We start from the raw sequence: 23,351 nt of genomic DNA, 5'->3' as shown, positions 1-23,351 counted from the left end.
ATGCGCGTTCTGATTATCGAAGACGAAGAAAAAACCGCGGATTATCTGCACCGTGGCCTGACTGAACAGGGCTACACCGTGGACCGCGCCCGCGATGGCGTTGAAGGTCTGCATCTGGCGCTGGAGTGCGATTACGCGGTGATCGTCCTCGACGTCATGCTGCCAGGCCTCGATGGCTTCGGCGTGCTGCGGGCATTGCGCGCACGCAAGCAGACTCCGGTGATCATGCTCACTGCCCGCGAGCGCGTCGAAGACCGCATCAAAGGCCTGCGCGACGGCGCCGACGATTACCTCGGTAAACCGTTTTCCTTCCTCGAACTGGTCGCCCGCCTGCAAGCGCTGACCCGGCGCAGCGGTGGCCACGAACCGGTGCAAGTGACTATCGCCGACCTCTGGATCGATCTGATCAGCCGCAAAGCCACCCGCGCCGGCACGCGCCTGGACCTGACCGCCAAGGAATTCTCCCTGCTCAGCGTACTCGCTCGCCGCCAGGGCGAAATCCTCTCGAAAACCGCTATCGCCGAAATGGTCTGGGACATCAATTTCGACAGCGACGCCAACGTCGTCGAGGTCGCGATCAAACGCCTGCGCGCCAAGCTCGACGGGCCGTTCGATGAAAAACTGCTGCACACCATTCGCGGCATGGGTTATGTGCTGGAGAGCCGTGGTGTCCAGTAACTCGATTGCCTTGCGTTTAAGCGGCATGTTCACGCTGGTGGCGTTGCTGGTGTTTGTGTTGATTGGCGGTGCGCTTTATCAACAGGTCGACAAGGGTCTGGGATTGCTGCCGGAAGCCGAACTCGATGCGCGCTACAGTGTGCTCGAATCCACCGTCGGCCGTTACGGCACGCCGGAGCATTGGGTGAAGATCAACAACAAACTCAAGCTGCTCGGCGAGGAAGACAAGCGCATCAGTTTCTGGATCAGCAGCGGCGATCCGCGCTACGAATACGGCCATTTCACCGCGCAGATCCGCGCTGCCGCCAACGGTCCGCTGGGTACGCATGACCTGCACCTGCCCGATCAACCTTACCCGCTGAAAGTGCTGGTCAGCCAGTTCCCGGCCAAGGACCAGCGCCCGCCGCTGCGCTTCATGATCGGTATCAACACCGAGACATTGCATCAGACCCAGCATCAATTGCTCATCGCCCTGATCAGCCTGGCGATTGTCGGAGTGCTGCTGGCCTCGGCGCTGGGTTACTGGGTGGCGCGCATTGGCCTGCAGCCGCTGATCAAATTGTCTCAGGAGGCCCAGCGTCTGGCGCCACCGCTAAGAGCCGGGCGCTTGCGTCTGTCGCCGTTGCCGCCGGAACTCAAGCAGTTTGTCGAATCGTTCAACTCGACGCTGGAGCGGGTCGAACTGGCCTGGTCGCGGCTGGAATCGTTCAACGCCGACGTCGCCCACGAACTGCGCTCGCCGCTGACCAATCTGATCGGCCAGACCCAGGTGGCGCTGACCCGCGGCCGTTCTGCCGAACATTATTTCGAAGTGCTGCAATCCAATCTTGAAGAGCTGGAGCGACTGCGCTCGATCGTCAATGACATGCTGTTTCTCGCCAGTGCCGACCAGGGCAACAAAGCGACCAAACTGACCTCGACGTCACTGGCTGAGGAGGTAGCCACGACGCTGGAGTATCTGGATTTCATCCTTGAGGACGCGCAGGTTCAAGTGCAGGTCAGTGGAGATGCGCAGGTACAGATCGAGGTCGCGCATTTGCGCCGGGCATTGATCAATTTGCTCAGCAACGCGGTGCAGCATACCGAGCCGGGTCAGGTGATCGAAGTGCTGATCGAGGTGCAGGAACGTCAAGTGAGCATCGGTGTCGCCAACCCCGGCGCACCGATTGCCAATGAGCATTTGCCGCGATTGTTCGAGCGCTTTTATCGGGTCGATGCGTCGCGCAGCAACAGTGGCAACAACCATGGCCTGGGGCTGGCGATCGTCAAGGCGATTGCACTGATGCATGGCGGGGATGTGTTTGTGCGCAGTGATCGGGGGATGAACACCTTTGGCATTCACCTTCCGGTCTGAATGCTCAGCCAAGCGCTGTGGCGAGGGGATTTATCCCCGCTCGGCTGCGCAGCAGTCGCAAATCCTGTGCACAAGGTCTAAGGAGTCCTTGACGCTGGAATTCTTGGGGCCGCTTCGCAGCCCAACGGGGATAAATCCCCTCGCCACAGGCCACCATTACGCACAGAGCGGGTTGTTCCCCGTGCCGATCTTTGCTTGTGCTGTAACAGTCATTTATGAAAATCACGCTGTTTCGCCAGCCCCGGCAACCTTATCTTTGCCCGCACCAAACAGCACTTGCCAAGCAAGAAGGTTTTCCAGATGTCCAACAGTATGGGTATTGCCAGCGCGTTCGTTTTGTCCTCATTGATCCTTTCGCCGATGGCGATGGCTGAAGAATCGCAGTCGTTCGTGGCGCACAACGTCGCCCGCGCTCAGGCGTTCGACCAGCATCAGGCCGAGGTCATGGCCAAGGCGCAAAACGCTACGCAAGCCCCGCAGGCTGCGACTTCCCAGGCGCAAGCCAGCGAGACCGACAGCTGAATCGCGCAACACACCAACGTTTCCCTCGACGCGGTTGTTTGGCTCTTCCCGTTCAACCGTCGTCATTCCAGGCCGCTGCCGTTCAGCGGCCTTTTTTCGTTGTGGTCTGAAAGCCGTCCGGTTCGTCTGTAACAACAAGAAACATCAACACCCTCAAGCCATTGAGGTGTCAGCTGACCCAAGGAGCTCCACTGCACGTGCGTTACCCAGTCCGTTTTAGTCCGATGTTCATTGCAATAGCCGCAACGATTGCACCCGTCGCCCACGCCGATGAATCCCCCGCGCAAGGTTTCGTCGCCGGTTCAAGCCTCAACCTCAACGCCCGCAACTACTACATGAATCGCAACCGCTTGCAGAAGGCGGACGACAACATCGAGTGGGGCCAGGGCTTTCTCGGCGTGTTTCAATCGGGCTACACCGAAGGCACGGTCGGCTTCGGTCTGGATGCCCACGCCATGCTCGGGCTGAAGCTCGACGGGGGCGGCGGCACGGACGGCTCGAGCATCCTGCCCATCAGCGATGGCAACGGCAAAGCGCCGGGGTCGTTTTCCACCGCGGGCGCGACGTTGAAGATGCGTGCGTTCGACACCGAGTTGAAGGCCGGCGATCTGTTCCTCACCAACCCGGTGATCGCCGGCGGCGACACGCGCATGCTGCCGCAGACTTTTCGTGGCGTCAGCCTGAGCAACCATAGCTTCGATGGCTGGCTGATCGAAGGTGGCCAGGCCAGCTTCACCAAGCCCTACAACCAGAGCGGGCATACGCGTATCGGCACTTCATACGGCACGCTTGCGGACGGCGCCGAGAGCCAGCACTTGAACTGGGCCGGCGTGGCCTGGAGCGGCGTCGAAGGTTTGACCAGCAGCCTGTACGCGTCCGAACTGAAAGACATCTGGCACCAGTACTACTACGACCTCGACTACACTTGGCAACTGAACGACCTGATCAGCCTCAACCCGGGCCTGCACGTCTATCACACGCAGGACGCCGGCGATGCGCTGCTCGGCAATATCGACAACAACACTTACAGCCTGCATTTCACCGTCGGCATCGGCCACCATAGCGTCACCGCCGCCTACCAGCGGGTCAATGGCAACACGCCGTTCGACTACATCAGCCAAGGCGACAGCGTTTATCTGGACAACTCCCAGCAATACTCGGATTTCAACGGGCCGAACGAGCGCTCGTGGAAGCTCAAATATGCCTATGACTTCGCCGGCGTCGGCGTGCCCGGGCTGACCTCGGCGCTGTCCTATTCGCGCGGTACGCTGGACCTGACCAAGGCTGATCCAGACAGTCAGGGCTATGCCAACTGGTACAGCGCCGATGGCCGCAACGCCAGACACTGGGAACGCGACGTCGATTTGCAGTACGTCGTGCAAAGCGGCCAGGCAAAGGACCTGGCGTTGCGCCTGCAATGGGCGACCAACCGTGGCGGCAACGGTTATGGCGCGATTGATTCAGATACCGATGAATACCGCGTGATCATCGACTACCCGATCAACGTCTTCTAAGATCGGCGCTGCGCCACCCTTTCAGATTCGCTGATTTACCCTGTGGGAGCGAGCCTGCTCCGGGCGGCGTTCCGACGAAGGCGGTGTGTCTCTTAATAGAAATATTGATTGATAGACAGCTTTCGTCGGAACGCCGCCCGGAGCAAGCCCGCTCCCACAAGGTTGTCCGGCGTCAGCACCTACTAAGCTTATGAAACCACTCCAACCGAAACCCCATCATGATCGCCAACCGCACCCCGTCCATCACAGGCCAGACCGGTCGCCCCGAACTGTTGTTGATCGGCGGCAGCCTGCTGACCGTGATTGCGATGGTGTGCATCGTCACCTTCTTGCTGATCCGCGAGCACGCCAGTGCACAGGAAGCCGCCACCCGTCGCGCCACCACCATTGCGCAACTGATTGACGCCGATGTGCTGCGTACCGTCGAACTGTACGACCTGACGCTGCAAGGCCTGATCGCCGCCGCCCAGCGTGATGATCTGCAAAACGTCTCGCCACAGATCCGCCATCTGGCGTTGTTCGATCGCTCCACCACCGCACGCTTCAAAGGCGACATCCTGTTACTCGACAAGCACGGCGAGGTGATCGCCGACTCCTCGCGCATCGAACCGAAACCGGGCAATTTCGCTGACCGGGATTATTTTCTCGCCCATGCGTTCAACCGCGACATGGGCATGTTTATCAGCCGACCGTTCAAGACCCGTTGCGACTGCGACGAGGCTGACCAGTGGCGGATCAGCTTCAGCCGGCGCATTGCTTCGCAGACCGGCGAGTTCCTCGGCGTAGCCGTCGCTTCGTTGAAACTCGATTATTTCGACGACCTGTTCAAAAGCCTCGACATCGGCACCGACAGTACGCTGAACATCATCAACAGCGATGGCGTTCTGCTCGCACAGAAGCCGTACCTGCAGAGCGACTCGGTCGGCAAGAGCTTCGGCAATCGGCCCAACGTTATACGAATTCTCAACGACCGCGATGGCAGCGGCAGTTTCACCAGTACGTCCAGCATGGATGAACAACGCCGGCTCTACACCTACTCACGGGTCGGCAATCTGCCGTTGACTGTGATGGTTGCGCTGTCCAGCGCTGAAGTGTTCGGCACGTGGCGGCGCACGGCCCTGCTGATCAGCGGCGCCACCGGCGTGCTGTGCATGGGCCTGCTGTGGCTGACCTGGCTGCTGGCCCGCGAGTTGCGCCGACGCCAGCGCGCCGAGCGCGAACTGGCGCAGCTGGCGGCCACCGACGACCTGACCGGCGTAGCCAATCGGCGCATGCTCGATCAGACGTTGCGTCACGAGTGGTTCCGCGCCCAGCGCTCGGGCCAGCCGCTGTCGGTGATGATGATCGATGCCGACCACTTCAAGGCGTTCAACGACCGGCATGGCCATCAGGCTGGCGATCAGGCGTTGAAGACGCTGGCCCGGGTCATCAGCGAAAACGTCCGGCGCCCGGCGGATCTGGTGGCGCGTTACGGCGGCGAGGAGTTTTCGGTGATTCTCGCCGAAACCGACAGCGCCGGCGCGCAGCAGATTGCCGAGCAGATTCGTCAGGCCGTGGAGAACTTGCCGTGGGTCGATGGGGCTGAACGGGCGATGACCGTGAGTATCGGCATCGCGACGTGGACATCGGCCAGCGAAATGACCTTGGAGCAGTTGCTGTTTGCGGCGGACAAGGCGTTGTATCAGGCCAAGGAAGGCGGGCGGAATCGGGTCGTGGTGTCGGTTTGAGAGATGCAATGGCCACCGGCCCTATCGCGAGCAGGCTCACTCCTACAATTGGAATGCGTTCCCTGTAGGAGTGAGCCTGCTCGCGATAGCGTCATCCCAATCACCAGAGAAATCACAGGTATAAAAAAAGGCCATCCAAGGATGGCCTTCAAAAAACTAGAGAGGTTTTTTACTTACACGGCCGCAACCGGGCGCATGTAAGAGATCGGTGCGGTGCTGGCGTCTTCGAACGTCACCACTTCCCACGCATCTGTCTGCTCAATCAATTTGCGCAGCAGCTGGTTGTTCAGTGCATGACCGGACTTGAAGCCTTTGAACTCACCAATCAGGCTGTTGCCCAGCAGGTACAGGTCGCCAATCGCATCGAGGATCTTGTGTTTGACGAACTCGTCTTCATAACGAAGACCGTCTTCGTTCAACACGCCATCCGCGTCGACCACGATCGCGTTTTCAACGCTGCCGCCGAGTGCGAGGTTGTGCTTGCGCAAGTACTCGATGTCACTCATGAAACCAAAGGTACGGGCGCGGCTGACTTCTTTTACGAACGAAGTGCTGGAAAAATCCACGCTTGCACTCTGGGTGCGGTCCCGGAATACCGGGTGATCGAAATCGATCTCGAAACTCACCTTGAAGCCTTCGAAAGGGACGAAAGTGGCGCGCTTGTCGCCGTCTTCCACTGTCACTTCACGCAGGATGCGGATGAATTTCTTGGCGGCGTCCTGTTCTTCCAGGCCTGCCGATTGAATCAGGAATACGAAGGGTCCAGCGCTGCCATCCATGATCGGGACTTCGGACGCGGAGAGCTCGACGTAGGCGTTATCGATGCCCAGGCCAGCCATGGCCGAGAGCAAGTGCTCTACCGTGTCCACTTTGACGTCGCCGTTGACCAGCGTCGTCGACATAGTGGTTTCACCGACGTTTTCCGCGCGGGCAGGAATCTGCACCACAGGGTCAAGGTCAGCGCGACAAAACACAATGCCAGTGTCGACAGGCGCAGGCTTGAGGGTCAGGTAGACCTTCTCACCGGAATGCAGGCCTACACCTGTGGCACGGATAATATTTTTCAGTGTGCGTTGTTTAATCATGGCTTGGGCCGCTTCAGCGCAAATTGCGAACTGGTATCAACAAAGGCTGGCGATGATAGCAGACCATGCCTTTGCTGAACACCAATCACCTTCATAGCCCTGATACATTCCATCAATCGGCCTGACGACGCAGGAAAGCCGGGATGTCCAGGTAGTCCAGGTCATCTTGCGGATTCATCTTCGCGGCAGCCGCAGCACCGGCCTGAGCCTGGTTGCGCATGACGGTCGGACGGTCCAGATCGCGGTAGTTCACCGCTGGCGCTTCCTGACGGGCCGGAGCCGGTTGTTGCACCTGAGCCGAAGCCATGGAGGTGTGAACGGTGTTGTCGATGACCTTCACAGGCTTCTCGATTTTCGCGCCCAGACCGGTGGCAACCACAGTGACGTGCAGCTCGTCGCGCATGTCCGGATCGATCACGGTGCCGACCTTGACCATGGCGTGCTCGGAAGCGAAGGCTTCGATGATCGAACCAACGTCGGAGTACTCACCCAGGGACAGGTCAGGACCGGCAGTGATGTTGACCAGGATGCCGCGTGCGCCTTGCAGGTTCACGTCTTCCAGCAACGGGTTGCGGATTGCCGCTTCAGTGGCTTCACGCGCACGGTTCGGACCGCTGGCGCAGCCAGTGCCCATCATTGCCATGCCCATTTCGCTCATCACGGTACGTACGTCGGCGAAGTCGACGTTGATCATGCCCGGACGCTTGATGATGTCGGAGATACCGCGAACGGCACCGGCCAGGACATCGTCAGCCTTGGCGAAAGCCGACAGCAGGCTGGCGTCTTTGCCAAGGATGGTCAGCAGCTTCTCGTTCGGGATGGTGATCAGCGAGTCAACGCTTTCCGAGAGCATGCGGATGCCTTCGTCGGCGATCTGCATGCGCTTGCGGCCTTCGAACGGGAACGGACGGGTCACGACCGCAACGGTCAGGATGCCCATTTCCTTGGCCACTTCGGCGATGATCGGCGCCGCACCGGTACCGGTACCGCCGCCCATGCCGGTGGTGATGAACACCATGTTGGTGCCCTGCAGCACTTCGGCAATACGCTCGCGGTCTTCCAGAGCGGCTTGACGGCCGACCTCAGGATTGGCGCCGGCACCCAGGCCTTTGGTCACGCCAGTGCCCAGTTGCAGGATGGTCCGCGCGCCGATGTTTTTCAGCGCTTGAGCATCGGTGTTGGCGCAGATGAATTCAACGCCTTCGATGTTGCTCTTGACCATGTGATTGACAGCGTTGCCGCCGCCACCGCCAACACCGATAACTTTGATTACCGGGCTTGCGGGGATGTTGTCTACGAGTTCAAACATTTTCCCTCTCCTTACATTCTCTAGTTTTTTCGCCTACTGCATTTTTGTCGCGGTGCATCTACTGCTACTGCTTGCAGCGCGAAGCTTGACGCTTCGAGCTGCGCTTAAAAGTTGCCCTGAACCCACTTTTTCAAGCGGTCCAGCAACGGCGCCTGTGGCTCGTCGTTGCTGTAGCTGTCGCGGCTGCCGATGCCGGAGAACGAAACCCCGTCGGACTGCTTCTGCAGGCCATACATCAGCAAGCCCACGCCAGTGGAATAAATCGGGTTGCGCACCACGTCATCCAGACCTTTCACGCCATGCGGCACACCGAGGCGCACCGGCATGTGGAAGATTTCTTCGGCCAGTTCGGTGGCGCCTTCCATCTTCGACGTACCGCCGGTCAGGACGATGCCGGCCGGGATCAGGTCTTCGTAGCCGCTGCGACGCAGCTCGGCCTGGATCAGCGTGAACAGTTCGTCGTAACGCGGCTCGACCACTTCGGCCAGGGCCTGCCGCGACAGCTCGCGCGGTGGACGGTCGCCGACGCTTGGCACCTTGATGGTTTCACCGGCACCGGCCAGTTTGGCCAGGGCGCAGGCGTAACGGATCTTGATCTCTTCGGCGTACTGGGTCGGGGTGCGCAACGCCATGGCGATGTCGTTGGTCACCTGATCACCGGCAATCGGGATCACGGCCGTGTGGCGGATCGCGCCCTCGGTGAAGATCGCGATGTCGGTGGTGCCGCCGCCGATGTCGACCAGGCACACGCCCAGCTCTTTTTCGTCGTCGGTCAGTACCGAGTAGGCCGAGGCCAGTTGCTCAAGAATGATGTCGTCGATTTCCAGGCCGCAGCGACGCACGCATTTTTCAATGTTCTGGGCGGCGTTGACGGCGCAGGTGACCACGTGAACCTTGGCTTCCAGACGCACGCCGGACATGCCCAGTGGCTCGCGCACGCCTTCCTGGTTATCGATCACGTAATCCTGCGGCAGGGTGTGCAGCACGCGCTGGTCGGCCGGGATCGCCACGGCCTGGGCGGCGTCGAGCACACGCTCAAGGTCAGCCGAGCTGACTTCGCGATCACGAATCGCGACGATGCCGTGGGAGTTCAGGCTGCGGATGTGATTGCCGGCCACGCCGACAAATGCCGAGTGAATGCGGCAGCCCGCCATCAACTGGGCTTCTTCGATCGCGCGCTGGATCGATTGCACGGTGGACTCGATGTTCACCACCACGCCCTTCTTCAGGCCGCGGGACGGGTGCGTACCGATACCGACGATTTCCAGCGTGCCGTCGTCCGCGACCTCGCCTACCAGCGCCACCACTTTGGAGGTGCCGATATCCAGACCGACGATCATTTTGCCGCTTTGCACGTTTGCCATGGGTCCTGCCTCTTCTTAATTCTTTGCGACAGCGGGTTGGGCTGTCGTCGGCGCTACGGGTTCCCGCCAGCCAACGGCGAGGCCGTTGGCGTAGCGCAGATCGATCCGCGCAATGTTCGTAATCTGCTCTTTCAGCGTCTTGTCATAGATGGCGATGAAGCGGCGCATCTTTTCCACCAGGTTGCCGCGTCCCAGCAGCAACTCGATGCCGGGGCCGGAACTGCCGGCACCGGTGGTCAAAAACCAGCTGCCGCGTTCACGCAATTCCAGGCGTGCAATCGAAAAGCCCAGCGGGCGCAGCATCTGGCTCAGCACCTGATACTGCTGCATCACTTGCTGCTGGGCCCGTTGTGGGCCGAACAGCTGTGGCAGGTGTTCGTAGTTCGCCAGTTCCTTGGGCGTGAACGCCTGGCCCTGGTTGTTCAGCAACGACTCGTCACCCCAACGCGCCACCGGCAGTTGCTCTTCGAGGCGGATCACCACCTGATCCGGCCACACCCGGCGCACTTCGGCGTGGGCGATCCAGGGCATCTGCTCAAGCTCGGTGCGCATGCCGGCGAGGTCGATGGTGAAGAAGCTCGACGCCACGAACGGGGCGATCCGCTGCTGCACCGCCTGCTGGCTGATGTAGCTCAGGTCGCCCTGCACCGCGATCTTGCTGATCGGCCGGTCGGCGTAGGGCAGCAGACGCTGCGCGCCTTCGTAAGTACCGAAGCCCAGCGCTACCAGCAGCACCGGCCAGAACAGACTTTTCAGAAAGCTGAAATTGGCTTTCGGCAGGCGCGCGGACATCGGCTCTTTCGCCACCATTCGGCTGGCACCCCGCGGCACCGGCTTGCGGCCGGGTGCGGGTGGCTGATGTCTGAGATGCGCGCCTTGCATGCCCTTAACCTCTCGACTCTTCAACGCTGGCCGCCAGAATGGCCAGGACCAGTTGCTGGAAATCCAGACCGGCGGCACGGGCCGCCATCGGCACCAGACTGTGGTCGGTCATGCCCGGTGCGGTATTGACTTCCAGGAACCAGAACTGCCCGTCGGCGTCCTGCATCACGTCCGCCCGGCCCCAACCGGCGATACCCAGCGCCTCACAGGCCTTGGCCGTGAGTTCCATGAGTTCTTGTTCCTTGGCGGCATCCAGCCCGCACGGAATGCGGTACTGGGTATCGTTGGCGATGTACTTGGCGTCGTAGTCGTAGAACGTGTGCGGTGTACCCAGGGCAATAGGAGGCAACACCTGGTCACGCAGGGTGGCGATGGTGAACTCCGGACCTTGAATCCATTGCTCGACCAACACTTGCGAATCGTAGGTACTGGCCGCTTTCCATGCGTCGATCAACTCGGACGCAGAACTCACTTTGGCCATCCCGATACTTGAACCTTCATGCGCCGGTTTGACGATCAAAGGGAAGCCCAGTTCCGTCGCCGCCGAAATACAATCGGCTTCGCTGCACAGCACGGCGTGACGCGGTGTCGGGATCCCGAGGCTGTGCCAGACCTGCTTGGTGCGCAGTTTGTCCATCGCCAGCGCGGACGCCAGAATGCCGCTGCCGGTGTACGGAATGCCCGCGCACTCGAGCAAACCCTGCATGCTGCCGTCTTCACCGCCACGACCGTGAAGAATGATGAATGCGCGGTCGATCTTTTCGCTGAGCAGACGCTGCAGGAAATCTGCGCCAACATCGATGCCGAACGCGTCCACGCCAGCGCTTTGCAGCGCCTCGAGCACGGCGTTACCGGATTTCAACGAAACCTCACGCTCGGCACTCAGCCCGCCGAAGAGCACGGCGACGCGGCCGAAGTCTTTCGGCGCGAGGGTGGAGAACAGTTTGGCGTAGGCAGCAGTCATTTCAACTTCCCCTCGACCGACGCCGCCACGGCGCCGGCGAACAATTCACTTTTCAACAGCTTCGGCGCGAGACCGCCGATATCACCGGCGCCCTGGCACAACAGAATGTCGCCGGCGCGCAGCAGTGGCTTGACCAGCGGCGCCAGATCGACGCCACGCTCGATGTAGATCGGGTCGAGCTGACCGCGCTGGCGAATGCTGTTGCACAGCTTGCGGCTGTCGGCGCCCGGAATCGGCTCTTCGCCGGCCGGATAGACTTCCATCAGCAGCAGCACGTTGGCGTCGGCCAGCACATTGACGAAATCGTCGTACAGGTCGCGGGTGCGGCTGTAGCGGTGCGGCTGGTAAACCATCACCAGACGCCGCTCCGGCCAGCCACCGCGCACGGCTTTGATCACGGCTGCGACTTCGGTAGGGTGATGACCGTAGTCGTCAACGAGCATCACGTGGCCGCCGTCCACCGGCAGTTCGCCGTAGACCTGGAAGCGTCGACCGACACCCTGGAAACCCGACAGGCCCTGGACGATGGCTTCATCGCTGACGCCTTCGTCGGTGGCGATGCAGATGGTCGCCAGCGAGTTGAGCACGTTGTGGTTGCCGGGCATGTTCACCGACACTTCCAGCGGCTCGCGGTCTGGACGCAACACGGTGAAGAAGGTCTGCATGCCTTGCTGGCGCACATTGATCGCGCGCACGTCAGCGTCTTCACTGAAGCCGTAGGTCACGGTCGGACGCTTCACCAGCGGCAGGATTTCGCGCACCACCGGGTCGTCCAGGCACATCACCGCCAAACCGTAGAACGGCAGGTTGTGCAGGAACTCGACGAAGGTTTTCTTCAGTTTGTTGAAGTCACCGTCGTAGGTCGCCATGTGGTCGGCGTCGATATTGGTGACCACGGCCACCAGCGGTTGCAGGTGCAGGAAGCTCGCATCGCTTTCGTCAGCTTCAGCGATCAGGTAGCGACTGGTGCCAAGCTGGGCATTGGTGCCCGCCGCATTCAGACGACCACCGATAACGAACGTCGGGTCGAGGCCACCGGCGGCGAACACCGAAGCGATCAGGCTGGTGGTGGTGGTTTTGCCGTGGGTACCGGCGACGGCAATGCCATGGCGGTAGCGCATCAGCTCGGCGAGCATTTCGGCACGCGGCACCACCGGAATACGGCGCTCGAGCGCAGTCGCGACTTCCGGGTTGGAGGTGTTTACAGCGCTCGACACCACCAGCACATCAGCGGCAGCAGCGTTCTCGGCCCGGTGGCCGATAAAAATCTGCGCACCGAAGGATTCCAGGCGCTCGGTGACCGGCGAAGCTTTGAGGTCGGAACCGGAGACTTGATAGCCCAGGTTCAACAACACTTCGGCGATACCGCACATGCCCACGCCGCCGATGCCGACGAAGTGGATGCGACGGATGCGGCGCATTTCCGGTTGTGGCATGGCTTTCTGATTCTCAACCATGGGCCACCTCCAGACAGGTATCGACCACGCTACGGGTGGCATCGGGTTTGGCCAGTCGGCGGGCCGCTTGGGCCATTGCTTCGAGTCGTTGCGGTTGCATCAAGACCTCTGTCAGGCGCGCGGCAAGGTCCGCGGCACCAGTCGTTCTTTGCGGCATCAGGAAGGCAGCGCCTTCGCGGGCCAAATAATCGGCGTTGCGGGTCTGGTGATCGTCGATCGCGTGGGGCAAAGGCACCAGCATCGAGGGCAGACCGGCGGCCGCCAGCTCACTGATGGTCAGCGCGCCAGCGCGGCACACCACCAGGTCAGCCCAGCCATAGGCCTGGGCCATGTCTTTGATGAATGGCTGCACTTGCGCGTCCACGCCCGCGGCGCGGTAACGCTCGGCAGTCACTTCATCGTGATTTTTGCCGGCCTGATGAAACACTTCCGGGCGCAGGTCGGCAGCGACTTGGGCCAGGGCTTCAGGCAGCAACTTGTTCAACGGCTCTGCGCCCAGGCTTCCGCCCAGGATCAGCAAACGCGCTTTGCGCCCGGCCAGCGCCGGTCGCGGTGTATCGAGGAACAGCTCGCTGCGCACCGGATTACCGGTGGTACGGCGGCTGTCCGACAGAGTAAAGGTGTCGGGGAACGCTTCACACACCCGGGCGGCGAACGGCACCAGCAACCGATTGGCGGTGCCGGCCACGGCGTTCTGCTCGTGAACGATCACCGGCACACCGGCCAGTTTCGCGGCCAGACCGCCGGGGCCGGTCACATAACCACCAAAGCCCACCACGCATACCGGCTTCAAGCGGCGCATGATCGCCCGCGCCTGCCACACCGATTTGAGCAGCATCAATGGCGCCTTGAGCAGCGACAGCTTGCCCTTGCCGCGCAGACCGCTGGCGTTGATGCGGTGCAGCTCAAGACCTGCCGCCGGCACCAGTTCGTTCTCGATTCCGCGTGGCGTGCCGAGCCAGTGCACGGTATAGCCGCGCGCCTGAAACTCGCCGGCACAGGCCAGCGCCGGAAACACGTGGCCGCCGGTACCGCCGGCCATGATCAATACGTTAGCGCCCATGAGTCGGCTCCTCGGCGAAGTCGCTTTCATGGAATTCCATTTCTTCGCTGCCCAGGTGGGTTCGACTCTCCCACTCGATGCGCAGCAACAAGCCCAGACAGGCGCAGCAGATCACCAAGGAGCTGCCGCCATAACTGAGGAACGGCAAGGTCAGGCCTTTGGTTGGCAGCAGGCCGACGTTCACGCCGATGTTGATCAGGAACTGACCAATCCACAGGAACGACAGACCGTAAGCCACGTAAGCGGCGAAAAACTGCTTGGCCTTCTCCGCCCACAGGCCGATGTACATGCCGCGAATACACACGAACACGAACAGCGCCACGGTGCACAGCGAACCCACGGCGCCGAGCTCCTCGGCCAACACCGAGAACACGAAGTCGGTGTGTGCTTCCGGCAGATAGAACTGTTTCTGCACGCTGTTACCCAGGCCAACGCCCAGCCACTCGCCGCGACCGAACGCGATCAAGGCTTGCGACAGTTGATAACCAGCGCCGAACTGGTCAGCCCATGGGTCGGCAAAGTTGGTCAGACGCGCCATTCGATACGGCTGCATCTGAATCAACAAGACCACGGCGCCGACCGCCAGCACCACCATCAGCGAGAAACGGAACAGCCCGACCCCGCCAAGAAACAGCATCGCCGCCGCCGCGCCCATCATCACCACGGTGGCACCGAAGTCCGGCTCCATCAGCAACAGACCGGCCATCGGCAGCAGCACGATGAACGGCTTGAAGAAGCCCATCCAGCTCTCGCGCACTTCTTTCTGGCGGCGCACCAGATAGCCGGCGAGGTAGATCACCACAAACACCTTGGCGATTTCCGAGGGTTGCACGTTGAAGAAGCTGAAGCCGATCCAGCGCATCGAACCGTTCACTTCACGGCCGATGCCCGGGATGATCACCATCACCAGCAGACCAAAGGCGCCGAGCAGCATCAACCAGCCGAGGCGTTGCCAGGTGGCGATCGGGATCATCATGGTGACGATGCACGCGCCCAGCCCCAGCACCACATAAATAAGGTGGCGAATCATGTAATACAGCGGGCTGCCCGACTGCGCCGCCGCCACTTCGGTGGAGGCCGAAGCGATCATGATCAGGCCCAGACCGAGCAGCGCCAGACAACCGGCCAGCATCGGGAAGTCGAGGTCGATGCCACGCCCGGTGATCAGCGGCGACGGGTACGGCTTGATGATGTTTCTCAGGTTCATGCCAATTCCTCCACAGCGCGGACGAACTGGTGACCACGGTCTTCGTAATTCTTGAACATGTCGAAACTGGCGCAGGCCGGCGACAACAGCACCACATCACCCGCTTGCGCGGCGGCGCGGCATTGCGCGACGGCGTCGACCAGCGAAGTCGCGCGAATCAGTGGCACGGCATCACCGATGGCCTCACCGATCTTGTCGCTGTCACGGCCCATCAGCACCACGGCGCGGCAGTTGGCCGCCACTGGATCGCGCAGATCCTTGAACTCGGCGCCCTTGCCGTCACCGCCGGCGATCAGAATGACCTTGCCGTCGATGTCCGCGCCGAGGCCTTCGATGGCGGCCAGTGCGGCGCCAACGTTGGTGGCTTTGGAATCGTTGTAATACGCCACGCCGTCAAGATCGCGCACCCACTGGCAGCGATGTTCGAGACCGGCAAAAGTGCGCAGCGCCGAAAGCATGGCATCGAACGGCAAGCCGACAGCGTGACCCAGCGCCAGCGCCGCGAGGGCGTTGGCCTGGTTGTGCGCGCCGCGAATCTTCAGCTCGCGCACCGGCATCAGGTTCTGGAATTCAAAGGCCAGATACTTCTCGCCGTCTTCTTCGCGGATACCGAAGGCTTTGAAATCCGGTTTGGTCAGGCCGAAGGTCCAGCATGGCTGGCCCTCGCCCATCAACGGACGGGTCAACGCATCCTGACGGTTGACCACGAACTGCCTGGCGCCGCGGAAGATCCGGTGCTTGGCCAGGTGGTACGCCGGCAGACCGCTGTAGCGATCCATGTGGTCTTCGCTGATGTTCAGCACGGTGGCGACTTCGGCGTTGAGCTGGTCGGTGGTCTCCAACTGAAAACTCGACAGCTCCATCACGTACAACTCGATGTCATCGCTGAGCAGGTCCAGCGCCGGGGTGCCGAGGTTACCGCCGACGGCCACGCGCTTGCCGGCCGCAGCCGCCATCTCGCCAACCAGGGTGGTCACGGTGCTTTTCGCGTTGGAACCGCTGATGGCGACGATCGGCGCCCGCGCGTTACGCGCGAACAGTTCGATGTCGCCGGACAGTTTCACGCCACGGGCCGCGGCGGCTTGCAGGGCCGGGGTCGCCAGCGCCAGGCCGGGGCTCACGTAGAGCTCGTCGGCACGGCAGAGGAATTCGACGTCCAGCTCGCCACAACGCACTTCCACGTGCGGATAGTCACGCTTGAGCGTGGCCAGTTCCGGTGGATTTTCCCGCGTGTCGGCCACGGCAAACGACGTGCCCCGGTTCGCCAGGAAGCGAACCAGGGACATGCCGCTCTTGCCGAGGCCGACAACGATGCGGAAGTGGTCAGAAGCGATCAGAGACACTCGTTCTACCTCAGCTTCAGGGTGGCAAGGCCGACCAGGACGAGAATCACGGTGATGATCCAGAAACGGACGATCACGCGCGGCTCGGGCCAGCCCTTGAGTTCAAAGTGGTGGTGAATCGGCGCCATGCGGAACACGCGGCGACCGGTCAGCTTGAATGAGGCAACCTGAATGACCACGGACAGGGTTTCCATCACGAACACGCCGCCCATGATGAACAGGACGATTTCCTGACGGACGATCACCGCGATGGTGCCCAATGCCGCGCCGAGTGCCAGGGCACCGACGTCGCCCATGAACACTTGCGCTGGGTAAGTGTTGAACCAGAGAAAGCCGAGGCCGGCACCGATCAGCGCGCCGCAGAACACGATCAGCTCGCCCGCGCCCGGCACGTAAGGAATCAACAGGTATTCGGCGAATTTCACGTTACCCGACAGGTAGCAGAAAATGCCCAGGCCGCCGCCGACCATCACCGTCGGCATGATTGCCAGACCGTCGAGACCGTCAGTCAGGTTGACCGCGTTGCTCGAGCCGACGATCACAAAATAGGTCAGCACGATAAAACCGGCGCCCAGCGGGATGCTGTAGTCCTTGAGCATCGGCAGGATCAGCGTGGTTTCCACCGGCGTGGAAGCAGTCATATAAAGGAAGATCGCCGCGCCGAGGCCGAACACCGACTGCCAGAAATACTTCCAGCGGCTCGGCAGGCCGCGGGAGTTCTTCTCGATGACTTTGCGGTAATCGTCGACCCAGCCGATGGCGCCGAACAGCAGGGTCACCAACAGCACCACCCAGACGTAACGGTTGCTCAGGTCTGCCCAGAGCAGCGTGCTGACACCAATCGAAGACAGAATCAGCGCGCCACCCATGGTCGGCGTGCCGGATTTGGACAGGTGCGATTGCGGGCCGTCATTGCGAACGGACTGGCCGATCTGCCGGTTCTGCAACGTGCGGATCATCCACGGGCCATAGCACAGCGACAAGACCAGCGCGGTCAGCACACCGAGGATCCCGCGCAGGGTCAGGTACTGAAAGACCGCGAAGCCTTTGTGGAACTGTTGCAGATACTCCGCTAGCAGCAGCAGCATTAATGTTTCTCCAGACTGGACCCGCACAGAGCCGCAACGATGTTTTCCATCGCTGCACTGCGCGAACCCTTGATCAAAATGGTGGTGTTTGTGTCCTGCTCGGCGTCGAGGGCCTGGATCAGTTCGGCTTGGCTGCCGAAGTGATGCGCCTGTTCACCGAATGCGTTTACGGCGTGAACCATGTTCGGTCCGACGGCATAAAGCGCGGAAACCTTGCCTCGGGCGTACTCGCCCACGTCGCGGTGCCCCTGCTCCGCCCAGTCGCCCAACTCGCCGATATCCCCGAGCACCAGGACGGTGCGGCCGGAAAAGCCGGCGAGTATATCAACGGCCGCGCACATCGAGGTGGGGTTTGCGTTGTAAGTGTCATCGATCACGCGCATGCCGTTTTTCGCCAGTTGCGCGACGGTGCGGCCCTTGACGGGTTGTACAGCACCCAGCCCGGTGGCGATGCCGAACAGCGACACGCCCAGGGCGTGGGCGGCAGCGGCGGCGGCCATGGCGTTGGCGACGTTATGGGTACCGAGCAGATTCAGTTGCACACGCTCGCTGCCTTCTGGAGTGTGCAAGTTGAACGCCGGGCAACCACGCGCGTCGGTGGCCAGATCGCTGGCATGGAAATTCGCCTCGGTGTTGCTCAGGGCAAAGGTCAGCACCTGGCGACCGGCTGCACGGGCCTTCCAGATAGCAAAAGCCTTGTCATCGAGGTTGAGCACGGCGATGCCATCGGCCGCCAGCCCTTCGATGATTTCGCCTTTGGCTTCGACGATTTTTTCCGGACCGCCAAACTCACCGACGTGGGCGGTGCCGGCATTGTTCAGGATCGCGACGTGCGGCTTGGTCAGCCCGACGGTGTAGGCGATTTCGCCCAGACGCGAGGCGCCCAGTTCGATCACGGCAGAGGTGTGCTCCGGCGCCAGTTCGATCAGGGTCAGCGGTACGCCGAGGTCATTGTTCAGGTTGCCACGGGTCGCCAGCACCGGACCGCGCGTGCGCAGGATGCTCGCAAGCATTTCCTTGACCGTGGTCTTGCCGCTGGAACCGGTCACCGCCGCCACTGGCTGAGTAAACGCCGCACGATTCAGCGCGCCGAGCTGGCCCAGCGCCTGACGGGTGTCCTTGACCAGCAATTGCGGCAGCGCGCTGTCGGCGACTTCGCGCTCGACCAGTGCAGCCACGGCGCCTTTGCCGGCGACGTCGTTCAAATAATCATGACCGTCGAAACGCGGGCCGGTCAGGGCAATGAACAACTGGCCGGGCTGAATGGCGCGACTGTCGATGCTCACGCCATTGAAACTGGCATCGTCGCCGATCAGGCGGGCGTCGAGTGCATTGATCAGTTCGCTGAGTGTCAGGGCCTTAAGCATGGGCCACCTCCCACGCGGTCAGGGCGTGATCGGCCTCGACCAGATCGGAAAACGCATGGCGCACGCCGTTGATTTCCTGATAGTCCTCGTGGCCTTTGCCGGCGAGGACAATGACGTCGTCAGCGGTCGCACCGGCAATCAATTGCGCAATAGCCTGGCCGCGACCGGCCACGAAGGTGACTTTATCCACAGCGGTGAAACCAGCGCGGATGTCATCGAAAATCACTGCCGGGTCTTCAGTGCGCGGATTGTCATCGGTGACCAACACTTGATCGGCCAGACGCTCGACCACCTCGGCCATCAACGGACGCTTGCCGCGATCGCGATCGCCGCCGCAGCCGAACAGGCACAGCAATTGGCCTTTGACGTGCGGACGCAGTGCGGTCAGGACTTTTTCCAGCGCATCCGGCGTGTGGGCGTAATCGACCACTACCAGCGGCTGCGTGCCGCCGCCCAGACGCTGCATGCGTCCGGCCGGGCCTTCGAGCTTCGGCAGCACCTTGAGAATTTCGTCGAGGGCGTAATCCAGACCGAGCAAGGCACCGACCGCGGCCAAGACGTTGCTCAGGTTGAAACGCCCGAGCAATGTGCTGCGCAGGTGATGCTCGCCCTGCGGCGTGACCAGCGTGGCGCGCACGCCGTGGTCGTCGAACTGTGCTTCGCGGCAATACAGGTACGCACTGCTGTCGAGCAGGCTGTAGGTGATCAGCCGCGACTCGCGTTTTTCCGCCGCCAATTGCCGGCCGAAGTCGTCGTCGAGGTTGACCACGCGGCACTTCAGGTCATTCCAGGCAAACAGCTTGGCCTTGGCCTCGGCGTACGCCTGCATGGTGCCGTGATAATCGAGATGATCGCGGGACAGGTTGGTCATCACCGCCACGTCGAAGGCCAGCGCCGTCACGCGGCCCTGATCCAGACCGTGGGACGAGACTTCCATGGCGACGGCTTTGGCACCGGCCTTTTTCAGGTCGCCCAGGGTCGCTTGCACGGCGATCGGATTCGGCGTGGTGTGCAGGCCGCTTTCCAGCGCGCCATAGAAGCCGGAACCAAGCGTGCCGACGATCCCGCAATGCTGGCCGAGCAGATCCAGCGCCTGCGCGACCAGTTGGGTCACGCTGGTCTTGCCGTTGGTGCCGGTGACGCCGATCAGGTTCAGGTGATGGCTCGGCTCACCGTAAAAGCGCCCGGCGATGTCGGACAGCTGCGCCGCCAGGCCTTTGACCGGAATCAGTGGCACGTCGGTAATCGGCAGCACGGTGGCGCCTTCCACTTCATAGGCAACTGCCGCAGCACCGCGTTGCAAGGCATCGGCGATGTGCGCGCGGCCATCGAACTTGCCGCCGGGCACGGCGAGAAACAGGTCGCCGGCGCGCACGTTGCGACTGTCCAGCGCCAGTTCACGGATCAACAGATCGTGGCCGGCGTGGGGGAATATCTTGTTCAGACTTAATGACATCAGCCGCGCCCTCCATTGGCTTTCAGCGGAACGACCGGGGTGGCATTGGCCTGCTGCGTGGTTGGCAGGTTGTCCGGGGTCACGTTCATCAGACGCAGGGTGCCGGACATCACACGGCTGAACACCGGCGCCGAGACCAGACCACCGAAGTAACCGGCCTTGGTCGGTTCATCGATCACGACAACAATGGCGTAACGCGGATCGCTCATCGGGCCGAAACCGGCGAACAGCGAGCGGTAGGAATTCTCGGCATAGCCCTTGGTGCCGACCGAGGTCTTGCGCGCCGTACCCGACTTGCCGCCGACGTGATACGCCGGCACCTGCGCACGGAACACGCCGCGCGGGGCTTCGATCACTTGCTGCAGCATGCCTTGCATGGTTTTCGCCACCGCTTCGGGCAGCACTTGCGTGGTCTGCGGCATCTTGTCGGTTTTGATCAGGGTCAGCGGCGCGAGGCGACCGTTGTTGGCCAGCGCCGAGAACGCATGCACCAGCTGGATCGCGGTCACGGAAATACCGTAGCCGTACGACAGCGTCGCGGTTTCAGCCTTGCGCCACTCGCGGTAGTTCGGCAGGTTGCCAACGCGCTCGCCCGGGAAGCCCAGACCGGTGTCCTGGCCGAGGCCGACTTTCTGCGCCAGACGGAAAATGGTTTCGCCGCCGATATCAAAGGCGACCTTACTCATGCCGACGTTACTGGAATTGATCAGAATGCCGGTCAGGTCGAGGACCGGGCCTTCGGATTTCGACACGTCCTTAATGGTGTATTTGCCGATCTGCAGCGAGCCCGGATACACCTCGACGGTGTCGGTCGGCTTCCAGCGGCCAGTTTCGATCGCGGCGCTCATGGAGATGGCTTTCATGGTCGAACCCGGTTCGAACACGTCGATCATCGCGCGGTTGCGCATCATCGCCGGTTGCAGGTTGCGACGGTTGTTGGGGTTGTAGGTCGGCTGGTTGACCATGGCGAGGATCTCGCCGGTCTTCACGTCCATGATCACCAGGCTGCCGGCCTTGGCGCCGTTCTCGATGATCGCGTTGCGCAGTTCGCGGTTGGCCAGGTATTGCAGGCGCAGGTCAATCGACAACGCCAAGGGCTTGCCGGCCTTGGCGTTTTTGGTGACCTGGACATCCTTGATCAGCCGGCCACGGCGATCCTTGATGACTTGTCGTTTGCCCGGCACCCCGGCCAGCCATTCGTCATAGGCGAGTTCGACGCCTTCACGACCGTGATCGTCGATGTCGGTAAAGCCGACCATGTGCGCGGTGACTTCACCGGCCGGATAGAACCGGCGGAATTCTTCGATGCCATAGACGCCCGGCACTTTCAGGTCGAGCACGGACTGGCCCTGCTCGGGGGTCAGCCCGCGCACCAGGTAAATGAATTCTTTGTTGGCCTGGGCTTCGAGGCGTTCGCTCAGGGCTTTCGGGTCCTGGCCCAGCGCAGCGGCGAGCGCCGGCCACTTCTCTTTGGCCGATTGCATTTCCTTGGCGTTGGCCCACAGCGTGGTCACCGGGGTACTCACGGCCAGCGGTTCGCCGTTACGGTCGGTGATCAGGCCACGGTGCGCCGGAATCGGGATGTGCCGCAGACTGCGCGCATCGCCCTGCCCTTTGAGGAAGTCACGGTCAACCACTTGCAGGTCGATGATGCGCCAGCAGATCGCCGCGACCATCAAGCCAAGCAGTGCGACCATCAGGCGGAAGCGCCAAGGGAACAGTGCGCCTTCGAGTTTCATCATGGCGCCACCATTTTCACGTCAGCCGCGCCAGGGATGTGCATCTTCAATTGTTCGGTGGCGAGCACTTCGATGCGACTGTGCGCGGTCCAGGTGCTTTGCTCGAGAATCAGCCGGCCCCACTCGGCCTGCGCCTTGTCGCGCACGCTGAGTTCGTTATAAAGGGTGTTGAGCAACTGCCGGTTCCAGTGCGCGCTGTAAGACACGGCGATCGCCGATACGAGCACGCCGACAAACAGCAGCAGCATCAGAAAGCTGCCGCCGGGCAGTGGCTTGGCGAAAAGCTTGCTCACCGCAACTTCTCCGCGACGCGCATGACGGCGCTACGGGAACGTGGGTTGGCCTTGAGTTCGGCGTCGGAGGCCGTCTGCGCTTTGCCATGGATTTTGATTTTCGGTTCGAACGCGACGTGGCGAACCGGCAGGTTGCGCGGCAGGTTGTCGGCTTCGCCTTTCACCAGCTTGCGCATGAACAGTTTGACGATGCGGTCTTCCAGCGAGTGGAAGCTGATCACCACCAGACGACCGCCCACTTCCAGAGCTTCGAGCGCGGCTTCGAGGCCAGCCTCCAGATCGCCCAGTTCGTTGTTGACGTGAATGCGCAAACCCTGGAACGCACGGGTGGCCGGGTTCTTGCCCTTTTCCCACGCCGGGTTGGCGACTTTCAACACTTCGGCCAGATCGGCAGTACGCTCGAACGGCTTGATGTCACGACGCTCGGCGACGGCACGGGCCATACGCCCGGAGAACCGCTCTTCGCCATATTCCTTGAACACCCGGGCGATTTCTTCAGCCGGCGCGGTGTTGACGAATTCGGCCGCGCTGATGCCACGGGACGGATCCATGCGCATGTCCAGCGGACCGTCGTTGAGGAAACTGAAGCCGCGCTCGGCATCGTCGAGCTGCGGCGACGACACGCCCAGGTCGAGCAGAATGCCGCTGACCTTGCCGGTCAGGCCTTGCTCGGCAACCACCGAACCCAGCTCGGCAAAGCTGCGCTGCACAACGACAAAGCGGCCGTCTTCGGCCGCTAGCGTTTGCCCGGTGGCAATCGCTTGTGGATCCTTGTCGAATCCGATGAGTCGACCGTCCGGCCCGAGCTGGCTGAGGATCAACCGGCTGTGCCCGCCGCGCCCGAACGTGCCGTCCAGATAGCAGCCATCAGGACGTACGGCGAGAGCCTCGACGGCTTCGTCAAGCAGTACGGTGATGTGGTTAAAGCCGCTATCAATA

The 23,351-nt window shown here is 61.8% G+C and carries 20 protein-coding genes; 5 read left to right on the top strand and 15 right to left on the bottom strand.

Translation table 11 applies throughout. The features are described 5' to 3' along the window. The 5 genes from HU755_RS19900 (at position 1) to HU755_RS19880 (ending at position 5,795) form a co-directional block, all read left to right on the top strand. Positions 1-678 (top strand): heavy metal response regulator transcription factor, encoded by a 678-nt coding sequence (locus tag HU755_RS19900; protein ID WP_186549026.1) that lies wholly within the window; start codon positions 1-3, stop codon positions 676-678. Further along, on the top strand, positions 668-2,032 hold the full coding sequence (locus HU755_RS19895; RefSeq protein WP_186549024.1) for a heavy metal sensor histidine kinase: 1,365 nt from the start codon (positions 668-670) through the stop codon (positions 2,030-2,032). The genes HU755_RS19900 and HU755_RS19895 overlap by 11 nt, the downstream gene beginning before the upstream one ends. A gap of 300 nt (positions 2,033-2,332) precedes the next feature. Next, positions 2,333-2,554 (top strand): hypothetical protein, encoded by a 222-nt coding sequence (locus tag HU755_RS19890; protein WP_186619818.1) that lies wholly within the window; start codon positions 2,333-2,335, stop codon positions 2,552-2,554. Positions 2,555-2,751: 197 nt separating this feature from the next. Continuing rightward, positions 2,752-4,068, top strand: coding sequence for an OprD family outer membrane porin (locus HU755_RS19885; protein ID WP_186635746.1), 1,317 nt, complete (start codon positions 2,752-2,754; stop codon positions 4,066-4,068). A 218-nt stretch (positions 4,069-4,286) separates the two neighbouring features. Next, positions 4,287-5,795, top strand: a complete 1,509-nt coding sequence (locus tag HU755_RS19880; RefSeq protein ID WP_186619816.1) for a sensor domain-containing diguanylate cyclase — start codon at positions 4,287-4,289, stop codon at positions 5,793-5,795. A 173-nt stretch (positions 5,796-5,968) separates the two neighbouring features. Here the strand turns inward: HU755_RS19880 and lpxC are convergent, their stop codons facing one another. The 15 genes from lpxC to rsmH all read right to left on the bottom strand — a co-directional run bounded on the left by lpxC (position 5,969) and on the right by rsmH (position 23,350). Then, positions 5,969-6,880 carry a UDP-3-O-acyl-N-acetylglucosamine deacetylase gene (gene lpxC, locus HU755_RS19875; RefSeq protein ID WP_007939852.1) on the bottom strand — a complete coding sequence of 304 codons (912 nt, stop codon included), beginning with the start codon at positions 6,878-6,880 and terminating at the stop codon, positions 5,969-5,971. A gap of 112 nt (positions 6,881-6,992) precedes the next feature. Continuing rightward, positions 6,993-8,189, bottom strand: a complete 1,197-nt coding sequence (gene ftsZ / locus HU755_RS19870; protein WP_016986475.1) for a cell division protein FtsZ — start codon at positions 8,187-8,189, stop codon at positions 6,993-6,995. 104 nt (positions 8,190-8,293) lie between these two features. Then, the gene (ftsA, locus tag HU755_RS19865; protein ID WP_186549015.1) at positions 8,294-9,553 is read right to left on the bottom strand and encodes a cell division protein FtsA; all 1,260 of its coding nucleotides are present in this window, start codon (positions 9,551-9,553) and stop codon (positions 8,294-8,296) included. A 15-nt stretch (positions 9,554-9,568) separates the two neighbouring features. Then, a complete protein-coding gene (locus HU755_RS19860; protein ID WP_039761388.1) occupies positions 9,569-10,435 on the bottom strand; it encodes a cell division protein FtsQ/DivIB in 867 nt (288 codons plus the stop codon). A gap of 4 nt (positions 10,436-10,439) precedes the next feature. After that, positions 10,440-11,399, bottom strand: a complete 960-nt coding sequence (locus tag HU755_RS19855; RefSeq protein ID WP_186549013.1) for a D-alanine--D-alanine ligase — start codon at positions 11,397-11,399, stop codon at positions 10,440-10,442. After that, on the bottom strand, positions 11,396-12,856 hold the full coding sequence (gene murC, locus HU755_RS19850; RefSeq protein WP_186549011.1) for a UDP-N-acetylmuramate--L-alanine ligase: 1,461 nt from the start codon (positions 12,854-12,856) through the stop codon (positions 11,396-11,398). Before murC ends, HU755_RS19855 begins: the two co-directional genes overlap by 4 nt. Then, on the bottom strand, positions 12,849-13,919 hold the full coding sequence (murG, locus tag HU755_RS19845) for an undecaprenyldiphospho-muramoylpentapeptide beta-N-acetylglucosaminyltransferase (protein ID WP_186635743.1): 1,071 nt from the start codon (positions 13,917-13,919) through the stop codon (positions 12,849-12,851). The genes murC and murG overlap by 8 nt, the downstream gene beginning before the upstream one ends. Continuing rightward, positions 13,909-15,120, bottom strand: coding sequence for a putative lipid II flippase FtsW (gene ftsW, locus HU755_RS19840; protein ID WP_186549160.1), 1,212 nt, complete (start codon positions 15,118-15,120; stop codon positions 13,909-13,911). Before ftsW ends, murG begins: the two co-directional genes overlap by 11 nt. A gap of 2 nt (positions 15,121-15,122) precedes the next feature. After that, the gene (murD, locus tag HU755_RS19835; RefSeq protein ID WP_186635740.1) at positions 15,123-16,469 is read right to left on the bottom strand and encodes a UDP-N-acetylmuramoyl-L-alanine--D-glutamate ligase; all 1,347 of its coding nucleotides are present in this window, start codon (positions 16,467-16,469) and stop codon (positions 15,123-15,125) included. 5 nt (positions 16,470-16,474) lie between these two features. Further along, positions 16,475-17,557 carry a phospho-N-acetylmuramoyl-pentapeptide-transferase gene (gene mraY, locus HU755_RS19830; protein WP_126366224.1) on the bottom strand — a complete coding sequence of 361 codons (1,083 nt, stop codon included), beginning with the start codon at positions 17,555-17,557 and terminating at the stop codon, positions 16,475-16,477. Beyond that, positions 17,557-18,924, bottom strand: a complete 1,368-nt coding sequence (gene murF / locus HU755_RS19825) for a UDP-N-acetylmuramoyl-tripeptide--D-alanyl-D-alanine ligase (RefSeq protein WP_186635737.1) — start codon at positions 18,922-18,924, stop codon at positions 17,557-17,559. The genes mraY and murF overlap by 1 nt, the downstream gene beginning before the upstream one ends. Next, positions 18,917-20,380: a UDP-N-acetylmuramoyl-L-alanyl-D-glutamate--2,6-diaminopimelate ligase gene (locus HU755_RS19820; protein ID WP_186635735.1), complete on the bottom strand. Its 1,464-nt coding sequence runs from the start codon at positions 20,378-20,380 to the stop codon at positions 18,917-18,919. Before HU755_RS19820 ends, murF begins: the two co-directional genes overlap by 8 nt. After that, positions 20,380-22,119, bottom strand: a complete 1,740-nt coding sequence (locus HU755_RS19815) for a penicillin-binding protein 2 (RefSeq protein WP_186619895.1) — start codon at positions 22,117-22,119, stop codon at positions 20,380-20,382. The genes HU755_RS19820 and HU755_RS19815 overlap by 1 nt, the downstream gene beginning before the upstream one ends. Beyond that, positions 22,119-22,412: a cell division protein FtsL gene (ftsL, locus tag HU755_RS19810; protein WP_095123194.1), complete on the bottom strand. Its 294-nt coding sequence runs from the start codon at positions 22,410-22,412 to the stop codon at positions 22,119-22,121. The genes HU755_RS19815 and ftsL overlap by 1 nt, the downstream gene beginning before the upstream one ends. Beyond that, the gene (gene rsmH / locus HU755_RS19805) at positions 22,409-23,350 is read right to left on the bottom strand and encodes a 16S rRNA (cytosine(1402)-N(4))-methyltransferase RsmH (RefSeq protein WP_186619894.1); all 942 of its coding nucleotides are present in this window, start codon (positions 23,348-23,350) and stop codon (positions 22,409-22,411) included. Before rsmH ends, ftsL begins: the two co-directional genes overlap by 4 nt. Between the last annotated feature and the right edge of the window lies 1 nt (position 23,351).

Origin of the sequence: Pseudomonas sp. SWRI111 (genome assembly GCF_014268555.1) — a bacterium.
GTDB classification, from domain to species: domain Bacteria; phylum Pseudomonadota; class Gammaproteobacteria; order Pseudomonadales; family Pseudomonadaceae; genus Aquipseudomonas; species Aquipseudomonas hamedanensis.
This window is presented reverse-complemented; position numbering and strand designations above follow the sequence as displayed.